This window comes from Rhodococcus sp. KBS0724, from assembly GCF_005938745.2.
GTDB lineage: Bacteria > Actinomycetota > Actinomycetes > Mycobacteriales > Mycobacteriaceae > Rhodococcus_F.
This window is the reverse complement of the sequence record NZ_VCBX02000001.1, coordinates 2,337,637-2,353,046: the sequence shown is the minus strand read 5'-3', so window position 1 is coordinate 2,353,046 and position 15,410 is coordinate 2,337,637. Positions and strand designations below refer to the sequence as shown.

Annotated in this window: 14 protein-coding genes; 6 read left to right on the top strand and 8 right to left on the bottom strand. The window is 62.3% G+C overall.

Annotation, left to right across the window (positions count from 1 at the left end; all coding sequences use genetic code 11):
• Positions 1-15: 15 nt before the first annotated feature.
• The 3 genes from FFI94_RS10845 to FFI94_RS34175 all read right to left on the bottom strand — a co-directional run bounded on the left by FFI94_RS10845 (position 16) and on the right by FFI94_RS34175 (position 1,749).
• Entirely contained in the window at positions 16-480 is a 465-nt protein-coding gene (locus FFI94_RS10845; RefSeq protein ID WP_138872947.1) for a peroxiredoxin, read from the bottom strand.
• Between the two features lie 105 nt (positions 481-585).
• Positions 586-1,011, bottom strand: coding sequence for a DUF3052 domain-containing protein (locus FFI94_RS10840; RefSeq protein WP_033233108.1), 426 nt, complete (start codon positions 1,009-1,011; stop codon positions 586-588).
• A 177-nt stretch (positions 1,012-1,188) separates the two neighbouring features.
• A complete protein-coding gene (locus FFI94_RS34175; protein WP_260683995.1) occupies positions 1,189-1,749 on the bottom strand; it encodes a hypothetical protein in 561 nt (186 codons plus the stop codon).
• 232 nt (positions 1,750-1,981) lie between these two features.
• Here FFI94_RS34175 and aceE point away from each other — a divergent pair, with 232 nt between their 5' ends.
• From aceE to FFI94_RS10800, 6 genes are all read left to right on the top strand, one after another.
• Positions 1,982-4,822: a pyruvate dehydrogenase (acetyl-transferring), homodimeric type gene (aceE, locus tag FFI94_RS10830; protein ID WP_138872946.1), complete on the top strand. Its 2,841-nt coding sequence runs from the start codon at positions 1,982-1,984 to the stop codon at positions 4,820-4,822.
• Between the two features lie 81 nt (positions 4,823-4,903).
• On the top strand, positions 4,904-6,232 hold the full coding sequence (locus FFI94_RS10820; RefSeq protein ID WP_138872944.1) for a CdaR family transcriptional regulator: 1,329 nt from the start codon (positions 4,904-4,906) through the stop codon (positions 6,230-6,232).
• A 142-nt stretch (positions 6,233-6,374) separates the two neighbouring features.
• Positions 6,375-7,283, top strand: coding sequence for an ACP S-malonyltransferase (locus FFI94_RS10815; protein ID WP_138872943.1), 909 nt, complete (start codon positions 6,375-6,377; stop codon positions 7,281-7,283).
• Positions 7,284-7,366: 83 nt separating this feature from the next.
• Positions 7,367-7,642 carry a meromycolate extension acyl carrier protein AcpM gene (gene acpM / locus FFI94_RS10810; RefSeq protein WP_033233096.1) on the top strand — a complete coding sequence of 92 codons (276 nt, stop codon included), beginning with the start codon at positions 7,367-7,369 and terminating at the stop codon, positions 7,640-7,642.
• 7 nt (positions 7,643-7,649) lie between these two features.
• Complete coding sequence (locus FFI94_RS10805) at positions 7,650-8,900, top strand: KasA/KasB family beta-ketoacyl-ACP synthase (protein WP_138872942.1); 1,251 nt, start codon at positions 7,650-7,652, stop codon at positions 8,898-8,900.
• Between the two features lie 108 nt (positions 8,901-9,008).
• A complete protein-coding gene (locus FFI94_RS10800; protein ID WP_138872941.1) occupies positions 9,009-10,442 on the top strand; it encodes an acyl-CoA carboxylase subunit beta in 1,434 nt (477 codons plus the stop codon).
• A 70-nt stretch (positions 10,443-10,512) separates the two neighbouring features.
• On the opposite strand, the gene FFI94_RS10795 is transcribed toward FFI94_RS10800, so the two are convergent.
• The 5 genes from FFI94_RS10795 to FFI94_RS10775 all read right to left on the bottom strand — a co-directional run bounded on the left by FFI94_RS10795 (position 10,513) and on the right by FFI94_RS10775 (position 15,407).
• Positions 10,513-11,019, bottom strand: coding sequence for a DUF3145 domain-containing protein (locus FFI94_RS10795; RefSeq protein WP_138872940.1), 507 nt, complete (start codon positions 11,017-11,019; stop codon positions 10,513-10,515).
• A 123-nt stretch (positions 11,020-11,142) separates the two neighbouring features.
• Complete coding sequence (locus FFI94_RS10790) at positions 11,143-11,970, bottom strand: serine hydrolase (RefSeq protein WP_138872939.1); 828 nt, start codon at positions 11,968-11,970, stop codon at positions 11,143-11,145.
• Between the two features lie 36 nt (positions 11,971-12,006).
• Positions 12,007-13,134, bottom strand: coding sequence for an NDMA-dependent alcohol dehydrogenase (locus FFI94_RS10785; protein ID WP_138872938.1), 1,128 nt, complete (start codon positions 13,132-13,134; stop codon positions 12,007-12,009).
• A gap of 175 nt (positions 13,135-13,309) precedes the next feature.
• On the bottom strand, positions 13,310-14,221 hold the full coding sequence (locus FFI94_RS10780; RefSeq protein ID WP_138872937.1) for a carbohydrate kinase: 912 nt from the start codon (positions 14,219-14,221) through the stop codon (positions 13,310-13,312).
• A 91-nt stretch (positions 14,222-14,312) separates the two neighbouring features.
• Complete coding sequence (locus tag FFI94_RS10775; protein ID WP_138872936.1) at positions 14,313-15,407, bottom strand: ABC transporter ATP-binding protein; 1,095 nt, start codon at positions 15,405-15,407, stop codon at positions 14,313-14,315.
• Positions 15,408-15,410 lie beyond the last annotated feature (3 nt).

The following is a 15,410-nucleotide window of genomic DNA, read 5'->3' as shown; positions in this document are numbered from 1 at the left end:
CTCACCGGGAGTGCTCTAAGACTCTAGCGCGGCAATCGCATTTGCCCAAAGCGCGTGGTCACGGGCCTCTCCGGGACCATTCATCTCGGCAAAACGGATGATTCCGTCCTTGTCGATGACAAAGGTTCCACGGTTTGCGAAGCCCAGCTTGTCGTTGAACACGCCGTACTTCTGGGCAACCTCACCGTGCGGCCAGAAATCGGCCAGCAGCGGGAAGGTGTAACCCTGCTCGGCGGACCAGATCTTGTGCGTCGGCGAAGCGCCGACGGAGATGGCGAGGATTGCCGTGTCGTCGTTTTCGAACGTCGGAAGCTCGTCGCGGACCTTGCAGAGTTCGCCCTGGCAGGTTCCGGTGAAAGCCAACGGGTAGAAGACAAGCAGAACGTTCTTCTTACCGCGGAAATCTGCGAGCGAGACTTCCTGGTTGTTCTGATCCTTCAACGTAAATTCCGGTGCCTGAGCACCAACTTCGAGAGGCATGGATTTCATCCTTCACTGACGATAGGAAAAGGTTCGGAAAATACGACAATGCATCGGACGTCGCGATTGCGTCATCCGATGCACTGTTGCTTATTGCTGGCTTGATCAGCGCTTGCCGGCCGGGCGAGCCTTCGGCTGAACGAGTCGGCTTGCCGACCAGTCACCGAGGTTCGCAGCAGACGTCTGAGTAAGTCCTGCTGTAGGGGCAGATTCAGCGATCTCGCTGGGCTCGACGTGTCCGTCTCGCCCTGTCTTAGGTGTGAGAACCCAGACAAAACCTTCGTCTGCGAGAGGACCGATGGCATCCATCAGAGCGTCGACAAGGTCTCCGTCTTCGTCGCGCCACCACAGCAGCACGACGTCAATGACTTCGTCCGAATCCTCGTCGAGCATTTCCCCGCCGATGGTTTCCTCAACCGCGGCACGAATGCCGTCGTCGGTATCCTCATCCCAGCCCAGTTCCTGCACCACCATATCGGCAGTAATCCCGAGTTTCTGAGCGTAGTTCTGGGCATCCGCCGCGGCGACCACGGTGGGGTCCTCCTTTTGTTGATGGTGCACGGAGTCCCCGCGCACCGACCGTTTAACGTTCGATTAGGGAAAGCGAACATGGTCGAAGGCGTTAGCGCAAGCCGACCACGCCGAAAACTTTTCCAGATTTGTGTCCGCAGACACGCCCGGAACCTTACGCCCCCGAAAATCCGCAGGTCACAGGGCTCCGCATTCGGTACGGATCGAATCTCGAATTGAGTTGGTCGTATCGGTGATCGAATTGATTTCGTCGGCCGAATGATCACGTTCGACGACGCGGGCAATCGACCGCAGGTTGTCGGCCAGATCGCCGAACAGTCCGGACAGCGAGGCGGGGACGTCTGCAGTCGCGGTGTCGAGCCACCCGGCGAATTCGTCTGCCGAGGACGCAGCCGCCTGCGCTTTGCTCGTCACGTCGGACGCGTCGTTGTTGTTGGCGTCGATGTAGTCGTTGAAGACGGCCACGTCGTCCTTCGATCGGAGCAGCAGCTGTTCACAAGCCTGGAATGCGGTCTCGGCCGCAGCTTTCGACGACGACGCCGCAACGGAAGCCGTCACCTCGGCCTGATAGGCGGCAGCCTGCAACCTGTTCGGAGTCGGCGACCCCTCGACGGCACCCGAACACCCTGCGATTACCACCGACCCCACCGTCAACGCGCCGATCGCGACAACAAATCCACGACGTCGATACCGGTCCGCGCTCTTTTCCGATCCCCTGACCGGCTTCCCCTTCGTCACCGACAAATCCCCCTCACATCGCGTTGCCACCGGCAACTATTTGCAGCCTGCAGCCGAACTCGAGAACGCTACCCGACGGTAACCGGGGCCACAGTGTGCCAGGCCGACCGGGATGGTGAAAGATGAGGTACGCGCCATATTCGTCATGGAAGTGGATCGGGCCTAACAAGGTCCCGATCACCTACGTAAGGACGCCCAACCACGCGTCCCAAACCCCTCTGAGGAGCACACGTTGTCTGACCTGATCCAGGGTCCTTCGTCCGAGCCGAACGCCGAGTCAGGCGGCACGGGAGTGCCAGGTTCACCCCCTGGAGCGGACGGCCGTGTCCGCGTCATTCGCGAAGGCGTCGCGTCGTACCTACCGGACATCGACCCGGATGAGACCACTGAATGGCTCGAATCGTTCGACGGGCTTCTTGATCGATCAGGCCCGACCCGCGCCCGCTACCTGATGCTGCGCATGCTCGAACGCGCCGGCGAGAAGCACGTCGCACTGCCCGCTCTGACGTCCACCGATTACGTCAACACGATCCCGACCGAGAACGAACCGTGGTTCCCGGGCGACGAAGAGGTCGAGCGTCGCTACCGCGCCTGGATCCGCTGGAACGCGGCCATCATGGTGCACCGCGCGCAGCGTCCCGGCGTCGGAGTCGGTGGCCACATCTCCACGTACGCGTCCTCCGCCGCTTTGTACGAGGTGGGCTTCAACCACTTCTTCCGCGGCAAGGATCATCCGGGCGGCGGCGACCACATCTTCATCCAGGGCCACGCCTCCCCCGGCATCTACGCGCGAGCATTCCTCGAAGGCCGCATCCCGGCCGAGCAGATGGACGGCTTCCGCCAGGAGCAGAGCCACGCCGACAAGGGCGGCGGACTCCCGTCGTACCCGCACCCGCGCCTGCTCCCCGATTTCTGGGAGTTCCCGACGGTATCCATGGGCCTCGGCCCGATGAATGCCATCTACCAGGCGCGATACAACCATTACCTCAATGATCGCGGCATCAAGGACACCACCGATCAGCATGTGTGGGCCTTCCTCGGCGACGGCGAGATGGACGAGCCGGAGTCGCGCGGTCTCGCGCACGTGGCTGCGACCGAAGGCCTCGACAATCTGACGTTCGTCGTCAACTGCAACTTGCAGCGCCTCGACGGCCCGGTTCGCGGTAACGGCAAGATCATCCAGGAACTGGAGTCGTTCTTCCGCGGCGCAGGCTGGAATGTCATCAAGGTCGTCTGGGGCCGTGAGTGGGATTCGCTGCTGCATGCCGACAAGGACGGCGCGCTCGTCAACCTGATGAACGTGACCCCGGACGGCGATTTCCAGACGTACAAGGCCAACGACGGCGCGTTCGTGCGTGATCACTTCTTCGGTCGCGACCCGCGCACGAAGGAACTGGTCAAGGACCTCACGGATCCCGAAATCTGGAACCTCAAGCGTGGTGGCCACGACTACCGCAAGGTTCACGCCGCGTACGCCGCCGCGATGGCTCACAAGGGCCAGCCGACGGTCATCCTCGCGCACACCATCAAGGGCTACACGCTCGGCAAGCACTTCGAGGGCCGCAACGCTACGCACCAGATGAAGAAGCTGACGCTGGACGACCTGAAGGCGTTCCGCGACATGCAGCACATCCCGATCTCGGATGCCGAGCTCGAGAAGGATCCGTACCTGCCTCCGTACTACCACCCAGGCAACGACGCTCCCGAGATCCAGTACATGCTCGATCGCCGCAAGGCGCTCGGTGGTTTCCTGCCGTCCCGCAACACGGACGCTGCACCGCTGAAGCTTCCCGAGGACAAGACGTACGACGTCATCCGCAAGGGTTCGGGTAAGCAGGAAGTGGCCACGACGATGGCCATCGTCCGCATCCTCAAGGAACTTCTTCGCGACAAGGAGATCGGCAAGCGCATCGTGCCGATCATCCCGGACGAGGCTCGTACCTTCGGTATGGACTCGTGGTTCCCGTCGCTGAAGATCTACAACCGCAACGGACAGCTCTACACGTCCGTCGACGCCGAACTCATGCTCGCCTACAAGGAGAGCCCGGTCGGCCAGATTCTGCACGAGGGCATCAACGAAGCCGGTTCGACGGCGTCGTTCACCGCGGTCGGCACGTCGTACGCGACGCACGGCGAACCGATGATTCCGCTGTACATCTTCTACTCGATGTTCGGTTTCCAGCGCACCGGCGACGGCCTGTGGGCAGCAGCCGACCAGATGGCCCGCGGATTCGTTCTCGGCGCAACGGCCGGTCGCACCACGCTGACCGGTGAAGGCTTGCAGCACGCCGACGGACATTCGCTGCTCCTGGCGTCCACCAACCCGGCCGCGGTCACCTACGACGCGGCGTTCTCGTACGAGTTGGCGCACATCGTCAAGGACGGTCTGCGTCGTATGTACGGCGGTACCGAGGGTGTCGCCGGCTTCGGCGGCGAGAACATCTTCTACTACCTCACCATCTACAACGAGCCGTACGTGCAGCCGGCGGAGCCTGCTGATCTCGATGTCGAGGGACTGCTCAAGGGCATCTACCTCTACAAGGCGTCCGACGTGCAGGGCCCGAAGGCTCAGATCCTCGTTTCCGGTGTTGCCATGCCGGAAGGCCTGCGGGCTCAGCAGATGCTCGCGGACGACTGGGGTGTCTCGGCTGACATCTGGTCCGTCACGTCGTGGGGCGAACTGCGCCGCGAGGGTGTCGAGTGCGAGCGTCAGGCTCTGCTCAACCCGGCTGTGGACGCTCCGGTTCCCTTCGTCACCAACGCCTTGGCGTCGGCGCAGGGTCCCGTTGTTGCGGCATCGGACTGGATGCGCGCTGTCCCGGATCAGATCCGCCAGTGGGTCCCGGGCGACTACATCACGCTGGGCACCGACGGTTTCGGATTCTCCGATACCCGAACGGCCGCTCGTCGTTACTTCAACGTCGATGCCGAGTCGATCACCGTCGCCGTGCTCAACGGCCTGGCCAAGGAAGGCTCGATCGACCGCAGCAAGGCCGTCGAGGCAGCCGCTCGGTACCGCATCGACGATGTGAACGCTGCTCCCGAGCAGACCGGGGACACCGGTAGCGCGTAAGTATTGCCGCTCCACCGCTCCTTCCGCCCATTGCTGCGGGTGTCATCACGACATCCGCAGCGATGGGCGTAGGTTTTTGTCATGCCTGATCCTGATTCTGATGTACCTGCAGCCGGGGTACCTCCGGTAGGAGTACGACGCATCCGGTCGTCGACTTCCGGGTTGCAGGCGTCGCTGTCGCGGCGGCGTCAGGTTCGTGATCCACTCCCCGAGGCTTTGCTGCGGCGGGTCAAGCAGTTCTCCGGGCGGTTGGCCACGGAAGCCGTGACGGTCATGGAGGAACAACTCCCCTTTTTCGACAGTCTCGACGCGTCCCACCGCGCCGACGTTCAGCTGCTGGTGCAGACGTCAGTGGTGAACTTCCTCGAATGGCTCCGGCAGTTGGATTCGGAGATCAGCTTCGGATACGAGTCGTTTCCGGTCATTCCCCAGGAGTTGGCGCGGCGGCTGACCCTGCGGCAGACGGTCGACATGGTTCGCGTTGCCATGGAGTTCTTCGAGAAGTGGCTGCCGGCATTGGCCCGTAACGATCAACAGCTCATCGCGTTGACCGAGGCCGTCCTCCGGTACGGACGTGAACTCGGATTTGCGGCCGCCTCGGTGTACGCCAGTGCCGCCGAATCCCGTGGCGCCTTGGACAGCCGGCTCGAGGCACTGGTGGTCGACGCAGTGGTGCGCGGCGACACCGGCTCCGACATGCTCTCTCGCGCAGCCACATTGAATTGGGATGCAACTGCGCCCGCAACCGTCATCGTCGGATCACCGCCGCCGGACGAACGCGTCTCGGTCGCAGGAACGGTCCATGCCACGGCAGCGGCCCATGGCCGACCGGTACTGGCAGTCGTTCAGGGCAGCCGTCTCGTGATGGTTGTCAGCGGCGACGTGACCAGCAAGTCCGCGGAGAGCGAGTTCATGCAGGATCTGCTGCGGAGCTTTGCAGGCGGCCCAGTAGTAATCGGCCCGACGACACCGAGTCTGAGCGCCGCACATTTCAGTGCGTCTGAGGCTTTTGCCGGAATCAAGGCGGTCGCGGGGTGGCGGGGAGCTCCGCGTCCGGTGTTTGCAACGGAACTCCTTCCCGAACGCGCACTACTCGGCGATCAAGCTGCCGTCGACGCTCTCCAGGACCATCTCGTCACTCCGTTGGCCGAAAGCGGCTCGGTTTTGACCGACACTTTGGACACATATCTCGACTGTGGAGGTGCGGTTGAGACTTGTGCACGTCAGCTGTTTGTTCATCCAAATACTGTGCGGTACCGCTTGAAGCGAATTACCGAAGTGACCGGTCGGGATCCAACCAATCCGCGCGACGCGTACGTGTTGCGTATAGCCGCTACGGTGGGCCGATTAAGCGAAATCGATAACAAATCGGACACAACGTTCACTCCAGTCACACCGTTCACAGTGTGACAAATTGCCTTGTAACCCTTTGGCGTCCAATTCCGATGCGGAAACCCGACGTGGGAATTTGTGGGAAACCTACAAAACACACGACCAGAGTTCATGGTCACCGACATCTCGAACTACACCGCTGCCAGTGTTCTCTTAATAAGTGATTTCCTTGCTTGCCCCCGGACAGGGCTCTCAGACACCCGGCATGCTCAGCCCCTGGCTGGCATTGCCCGGAGCGCAAGACCGCTTGGAAATGTGGTCGAAAGCCGCAGGTCTCGACCTCGTCCGCCTCGGAACCACGGCGACCGCGGAAGAAATCACGGACACCTCCGTGACGCAGCCCCTGGTCGTCGCTGCAGCACTGCTTGCTTACGAGGAAATCGAATCACAAGGCCTCCTCGGAGCTGATGTCATTGCCGCCGGTCACTCGGTCGGTGAACTCGCTGCCGCGGCTATCGCCGGCGTCATCACTGCTGACGAAGCTGTCGCACTCGCTGCACTGCGCGGCGCGGAGATGGCCAAGGCGTGCGCACTCGAGCCCACCGGAATGTCCGCAGTACTCGGCGGCGACGAAGCCGAGGTACTGGCACGCATCGAGGAACTCGGCCTCGAAGCCGCCAACCGAAATGCTGCTGGTCAAATTGTTGCAGCTGGTTTACTCAGCGCTCTCGAAGAGCTTGCTGCCAATGCACCCGAGAAGGCTCGTGTTCGGGCACTGCCCGTCGCCGGCGCCTTCCACACCCGATTCATGGCTCCGGCTCAGGATGCCGTCGCAGCTGCTGCCGCCAAGATCACCCCGAGTGATCCCACGCGCACGCTGCTGTCCAATTCAGATGGCGCGCCGGTCACCTCTGGTGCCGACGCCCTCACCAAACTTGCCGCGCAGGTAACTCGTCCCGTCCGCTGGGACCTCTGCTCCGCTTCACTGCGGACCGCAGAAGTCACGGCGATCGTGGAACTCCCGCCGGCCGGAACCCTCGTCGGTATTGCCAAGCGCGAAATGCGTGGCACGCCGACGGTGGCCCTCAAGAACCCGGAGGATATCTCCGCTCTGTCCGGACTGATCTAGCCCGGGCGCTTCACCCCGAATTCAGCTGCCCAGAAGCTGGACTCGGTTTACCACCTCAATCGATCAAGAAGGGAGCCACAACAGTGGCCCACACTCAGGAAGAAATCATCGCGGAACTCGGCCAGATCGTCGAGGAGGTCACCGGAATCGAGCCTTCCGAGGTCACCGCTGACAAGTCGTTCGTCGACGACCTCGATATCGACTCGCTGTCCATGGTCGAGATCGCAGTTCAGACGGAAGACAAGTACGGCGTGAAGGTTCCGGACGAGGATCTGGCCGGCCTGCGCACCGTCGGCGACATCGTCGCGTACATCCAGAAGCTCGAAGCCGAAGGCGCCGAAGCCAAGAACGCAGAGTGAGCCGACCGTGACTTCCGCTTCTACCCGCAGGGGGAAATTTCCCGACATCGTTGTCACGAGCCTCGCGACGACGACGTCGGTGGCTGGTGATGTGGATGGCACGTGGAAGGCTTTGCTCGCCGGCGAAAGCGGCATCGGAGTCCTCGACGACCCGTTCATCGACGAATTCGACCTTCCGATTCGCATCGGCGGGCACCTCAAGGTTTCACCGGACGAGGGTCTGTCGCGAGTGGAAATCCGACGGATGAGTTGGGTCGAGCGACTCGCACTGACCCTCGGCCGGACTGTGTGGAGCAATGCCGGCAGTCCCGAGGTCGATCAGGACCGCCTCGCGGTTGTCATCGGCACCGGACTGGGCGGCGGCGACACCTTGATCGACGCAGTCGACAAGCTTCGCGGGGGTGGATACCGCAAGGTGTCCCCGTTCTCGGTGCAGATGGTCATGCCGAACGGGCCGGCGGCAACAGTGGGACTCGAGCTCGGCGCCCGTGGTGGCGTCATTACTCCTGTCTCGGCCTGTTCGTCCGGTTCCGAAGCGATTGCTCACGCGCACCGCATGCTTGTCATGGGTGACGTGGACATGGTGGTGGCCGGCGGGGTCGAGAGCTTCATCGACGCCGTTCCCATCGCAAGTTTTGCCATGATGCGTGCGATGAGCACCAACAACGACAATCCGACTGCGGCTTCGCGTCCGTTCGACAAGGACCGCGACGGATTTGTGTTCGGTGAAGCCGGCGCGCTGATGATCCTCGAAACCGAGGAGCACGCGAAGGCACGTGGCGCGACGATTCACGCACGTTTGTTGGGCGCGGGAATCACGTCCGACGGTTACCACATCGTGGCACCGCATCCCGAGGGTCTGGGCGCGGCGCGAGCCATGACGCGGGCAATCGAGATGGCCGGCCTGTCGAAGGCCGACATCAAGCACATCAATGCTCACGCCACCGCGACGCCGATCGGCGACATCGCGGAGGCAACGGCAATCAATGCCGCCGTGGGAAACCACGCGGCGGTGTACGGACCGAAATCCGCACTGGGACACTCGATCGGCGCTGTCGGCGCCCTCGAGTCCGTTCTGACGGTTCTGGCTGTGCGCGACGGGATCATTCCGCCGACGCTCAATCTCGAAAACCAGGATCCAGAGATCGATCTCGACGTCGTCAAGGGCGAAGCCCGAACCGGCAGTTTCGATTTCGCACTGAACAACTCGTTCGGTTTCGGTGGGCACAATGTTGCGCTCGCTTTCGGCCGGGCATAGCCAGTCGTTGACCTTGTCCGCGGGTGATGTTGGAACGCATTCGACAACACCACCCGCGGGCACACCGATCGGCATTTCTGCCGAAGGCACGTATTGAAGGAGGACGCGATGACCATCCTGGCCCCCGTGACTAAGTCCGAATCGTCGACAGATCCGCGTGATCCCCTAGCGCGCCTGGAGAATCTGTTCGATCCGGGAACCACGGTTCCGCTCCACCCCCGCGACAAGTCAGGTGTGCTCGCCGCTTCCGGAAAGATCGACGGTGTCCGCACCATCGCCTACTGTTCCGATGCCACCGTCATGGGCGGCGCTATGGGCCTCGACGGGTGCAAGCATCTTGTCGACGCCATCAACACCGCCATCGACGAGCAGACCCCCATCGTGGGGCTCTGGCATTCCGGTGGCGCCCGCCTCGCTGAGGGCGTCGAAGCTCTGCACGCTGTCGGACTTGTCTTCGAGGCAATGGTCCGCGCATCAGGCCTTGTCCCACAGATTTCCGTTGTCCTCGGATTTGCCGCCGGCGGCGCCGCGTACGGACCGGCCCTGACCGACGTCGTCATCATGGCGCCCGAAGGTCGAGTGTTCGTCACCGGACCCGACGTCGTACGCAGTGTGACGGGCGAGCAGGTCGACATGGTCTCGCTCGGCGGACCGGACACCCACAGCAAGAAGTCAGGCGTCGCGCATATCGCCGCGCACGACGAGTCCGACGCCCTGCATCGGGCACGCCGCCTCGTCTCCATGCTCTGCGATCAAGGCACGTTCGATCAGCGCGCCGCCGAACTCGGTGATTCCGATTTGCGGGCCATGATGCCGGCGTCGGCGAAGCGCGCGTACGACGTGCGTCCGATCGTTCACGAACTGCTCGACAACGTCGAAGGCGAGTCGAGTTTCGAAGAGCTGCAAGGTAACTACGCACGCAGCATCGTCACAGGGTTCGGCCGCATGGCCGGCCGCACTGTCGGTGTCATTGCCAACAATCCGCTGCGACTCGGCGGCTGCCTCAACTCCGAGAGCGCCGAGAAGGCCGCACGATTCGTTCGCCTGTGCAATGCCTTCGGCGTGCCGCTCGTTGTGGTCGTCGACGTCCCCGGATATCTCCCCGGTGTGTCGATGGAGTGGGAAGGCGTCGTCCGACGCGGGGCAAAGCTGTTGCATGCCTTTGCCGAAGCGAGCGTCCCCCGTGTCACCGTGGTTACTCGAAAGATCTACGGCGGCGCGTACATTGCCATGAATTCACGGGCGCTCGGCGCCACGGCGGTGTTCGCGTGGCCGAATTCCGAGGTTGCAGTCATGGGCGCAAAGGCCGCGGTGGGAATCCTGCACAAGCGCGCCCTTGCCGCTGCCCCCGACGATGAGCGTGAAGCCCTCCACGACCGGTTGGCTGCTGAGCACGAAGCCATCGCCGGCGGCGTTGACCGGGCAGTCGAGATGGGTGTGGTGGATCAGGAAATCGATCCGGCGAAGACTCGCAGTATCGTCACCGCCGCCCTCGCCGCCGCTCCGAATGTGCGTGGGCAGCACAAGAATATTCCGCTGTAAGAACTCTACGAATGCAAGGTGAGCCCCGCCGACAACGGCGAGGCTCACCTTTTTCATTCATGTTTGTGTATCAGCTGACGCGGCGGTGCAACCACATCACTTCGGCACCCTCGCCGGAGCATCGATACGGTTCCAGCTCTTCGTCCCACGGCGCGCCCATCGCCCGGTCGATTTCTCCGACGATGTCGCCGCCCGCGTTGATGATGGATCGCAGCCGCAGTTCGCCGACGACAACGTCCCCGTTGGCACTGGTGGAACCGCGCCACAGTCCGAGACCCGGCACGTGACTGTAGCGCTCACCGTCGACGCCGTCGCTGGGGTTCTCGGTAACCTCGAATCGCAGCTTCGGCCACGCACGTAGTGAATCCACCAGTCGGGCACCGGTTCCGACGGGCCCCGACCAATCCGTTGTTGCACGCAGCAGTCCATTGTCTGCCAACTGCGATGTCCACCGCAGTTTGGCAGGACAACCCAACGCGGCGGACAAAGCCCAATCCACGTGCGGGCATAGCGCTGCGGGTGACGAGTGGATGAAGACCACACCAGTCGTCAGTTCCGCGAGGTGATTCGGTTGCACTCGAGCCTCCTGCTTCGACGAGGGACGTCTTCCCCAACGACCTCTGTCGAATGTGTGGAGCAGGCTCGATTGAATAGTGTGCCTGTGTTACTCGTGTTGCGCCAGTGGAACAAGAGAAAATTGTTACCGAATGTCCGTTATTACGCGATCGGACAATTCAGTCCATAGCGGCTTTGCCCAATCACCGAAGGCGCGATCGGTCAGAACGACGCAGGCAGCGTCGATGCTGGGATCCACCCAGAGGAAGGTTCCGGATTGACCGAAATGGCCGAACGTCGACGCAGAATTCTCGAGTCCGGTCCAATGTGGATTCTTTTGTCCACGTATTTCGAAGCCCAATCCCCAATCATTAGGCCGCTTGGAGCCGTATCCCGGCAAAATGCCATTGAGTCCGGGGAATTGTACCGAAATCGCGGTTTTGTACGTCTGCGGCGAAATCAGCGTCGGGGCGAGTAGCTCAGCCGCGAACCGGGACAGGTCGGCCGCCGATGCCTGCGCTCCGTGACCTGCGGGGCCGACCAATGCCGCAGTCGTCATCTGCAACGGTTCGAACACCGCCTCGGCCAGATAGTCGGCAAAAGGAATCGAGGTTTCGTGTTCGATCAATTCGGCGAGCACCTCGAACCCCGCACTCGAATAGATCCGCTTCGACGCGACGGGCGCTTGGACGACTCGCTCTCCGAAGGCCAGTCCCGACGCGTGCGCCAGCAGATGGCGCACCGTGGAACCTTCGGGGCCGGCCGGCTGATCGAGTTCGACGGCACCCTCTTCCGCCGCAACGAGAATTGCATAGGCGCACAGGAGTTTTGTTACCGACGCCAACGGAAATACTCGGCTCTGGTCGCCGTGCGACGCAGAAATGCGGCCGCCCCCGCCGGAAGATTCTCCCGTGAGGACGACCGCTGCCGCGTTGTCGACGGGCCACTGATCGATGACGTCAAGACTGTGCACTCGATCAGACTACTGGCCCGTGAGTTCAGCGATGGATCACCAGTCCGCTTCGGTGTAACGGATCACGCCGCGGATATTCTTGCCGTCCAGCATGTCCTGGTAGCCGTCGTTGACACCTTCGAGGGTGTACGTGCGAGTGACCATGTCGTCGAGGTTGAGTTTGCCCGCCTTGTACATCGCGAGCAGGTTCGGAACATCCTGGCGGGCGTTGCCGCCGCCGAAAATGTTGCCCTGAAGGTCCTTCTGCAGCATCGACATCAGGAACAGATTGAGCTTGACATCCATGTCCGTCAGGTGACCCATTGCGGTGACAACGCAACGTCCGGCCTTGGCCGTGAGGATCATCGCTTCTTCGACGTACTCGCCCTTCATCTCACCGACGGTGATGATGGTCTTCTGTGCCATGCGTCCGTGCGTCACCTCGATGATGGGTTGAATTGCCGCAGCGGCACTCTCGAACGCGTGGGTGGCACCGAACTTCAGGGCCTGCTCTCGCTTCCACGGCACCGGATCGATGGCAAAGATGTACCGCGCACCGGATGCGACAGCACCCTGCAGCGCGCTGATGCCGACGCCGCCGACGCCCATGATCACGACGTCTTCGCCTGGCTTGACGTCGGCAATGTGCGTCGCCGAACCCCAACCGGTAGGAACGCCGCAACCGACAAGCGCGGCCACCTCGAACGGGATGTCCTTGTCGATCTTCACCACCGAGGACTGGTTCACAACCATGTACGGGGCAAACGTTCCGAGCAGGCACATCGGGATCACGTTCTCGCCGCGAGCCTGAATTCGGTACGTGCCGTCACTGATTGCCTGGCCGCTGAGCAGTCCCATGCCGAGATCACAGAGATTCTGATGTCCGGCCGAACACGCCGGACAGGTTCCACAGGCCGGAATGAAGGACAGCACGACGTGGTCGCCGACCTCGAGACCGGAGACCTCGGGGCCGAGTTTGGTGATGACGCCCGAGCCTTCGTGGCCACCCATCACGGGGAACGACGGCATCGGCGTGGCGCCGGTGACGATGTGGTGATCGGAGTGGCACATTCCGGCCGCTTCCATGCGGATCTGGACTTCGCCGGCTACCGGATCGCCGATCTCGATCTCCTCGACGGACCATTTCTCGCCCAGGCCCCACAGGATTGCACCCTTGGTCTTCACGTCAGTTCACCCTTTCATTCGCACACCCGCATCTATCACTGTGACCATAGCCACAAATAGCGGAAATTGGAACGTGTTCTAACGAAAGTTTTCGTGCCGCAGGTCAGACGTCCAATTGAGCTGGGAAAACACGTGCCCGGCATTTCGGAAACGACCCGCTCAGTGGGACAAACTCTCAGTGGGACAACTCCGCCGACCACGGCGGGTCAGCACCTGGTCGTGACACCGTGACGGCCGCCGCCCGCGCCGCGAACTCCAGCGCCGCCTCCCATTGCGGTGCCGTAAAGCTGCGAACAGCGGCGGGATCAAGTGCGTCGTGACGCTCCAGGTAAGCCAACAGCGCGCCGTGCACCGTGTCTCCCGCTCCGATGGTGTCTGCGACCCGGACCGTCGGCGCCGGTACCGACACCTCGAATCCCGGTGTCAGCACTGTCAATCCATCGCCGCCGCGCGTCAACAAGATCGCCCCCACACCTTCGTCCAGCCACTCACGGCCGTCGACCGAGCCCAGCCACATCGCGTCGTCGTCGCTCACTTTGAGGATGTCGACGGACGGCAACCACGTGCGGAAGCGTCGACGGTACGCGTCGGGGTCAGCGATGACGGCCGGGCGAATATTGGGGTCCACCATGGTGAGTCGTCCGCGTGCGTGCGCCTCGATCAGCAGAGCTTCATATGCCGACGCCCCGGGTTCCAACACCAGCGAGAGGGTCCCGAAGGAGAATGCGCGGGCGTCGGGAAGTTCCGGCGCACTGAAGAGCCGATCCGCCGTCCCCTCCAGATAGAAGCTGTACCGGGCGCTACCGTCGCCGGAAAGATTGACGACGGCGAGTGTGGTCGGCTCCGGCCCACGGTCGACTCCACTGGTGTCGACGCCCGACGCGGTCAGGGAGGCGATCATGCGATCACCAAACGCGTCGGCCGACAACCGGGAGACGAACCCTACAGCCGACCCGAGTCTGCCCAAAGCGAGTGCGACGTTGAACGGTCCGCCGCCCAGCTTGGGTGAGAAGTTCTCCCCCACCGGCACCAGATCGACCAGTCCCTCACCACACACCACGACGGATAGATTTCGGGTATCACTCATCGATAGACCTTAACTTTCAGGCGATCATGGTAATGCCCTGCTCGGCGCGATCGAGTTCGAGCGCCGAGCAGGGCACGATTTCGGATGGGGCTCAGTTACCCACGCGCTCACCGGTCGTGGGGTCGAAGAGATGAACCGGTCCTTCTACCCGCTCGAATCCGAGCGTCTGGCCGTACTGCAGTTGTGATCGTCCACCCGTACGTGCGACGAGTGAAATGGGATCGGCATCCGTTCCCGGCACGTGCGCGTAGATGTACGACTCGTTGCCCAGTTCTTCGACCAGATCGATCTGAGCGGCGATACCGGTTCCCGCGGGAACCACCTGGAATTGTTCCGGCCGGATTCCGACGGTGACGGAGTCCAAGCCGGCGGCCGCAATTGCCGTCATCTGCTCGCGGTCGAGCGGAACGTCGACGGACCCGAACCGAACGCCACCTGAAGTGACCGGGGCCGTCACCAGATTCATGCCCGGCGAACCGATGAAACCGGCGACAAACGCGTTTGCGGGACGATCGTAGAGTTCGGTCGGTGACGCAAACTGTTGCAACTTGCCACCTTTGAGCACTGCGACGCGATCGCCCATCGTCATCGCTTCCACCTGATCGTGGGTGACGTACACGGTGGTGGTTCCGAGCCGACGCTGCAGCGCCGCGATTTGCGTACGCGTCTGGACCCGCAGTTTGGCGTCGAGGTTGGACAGCGGCTCGTCCATGCAGAACACCTGAGGTTCACGAACGATAGCGCGTCCCATGGCAACTCGCTGACGCTGGCCACCGGACAGTTTGGCGGGTTTGCGGTCCAGGTACTCCGTCAGGTCGAGGAGCTTTGCCGCTTCGGCAACCTTCTTCTTTCGTTCCTCCAGGGGAACCCCACGCATCTTCAGCGCAAAGCCCATGTTCTCGCCGACGGTCTTGTTGGGGTACAGCGCGTAGTTCTGGAAGACCATCGCGATGTCGCGATCCTTCGACGGGACATCGGTCATGTCCTTGCCGTTGATGGTGATTGCACCCGAGTCGATGTCCTCGAGCCCAGCCAACATGCGTAGCGCAGTGGACTTTCCCGATCCTGACGGTCCGACGAGGACGATGAACTCGCCGTCCTTGATATCGAGATCGAGCGAATCGACAGCGAGGGTCCCGGCACCTTCGTAGATGCAAGACGCTTTCTGGTACGAGATTTCAGCCATGAC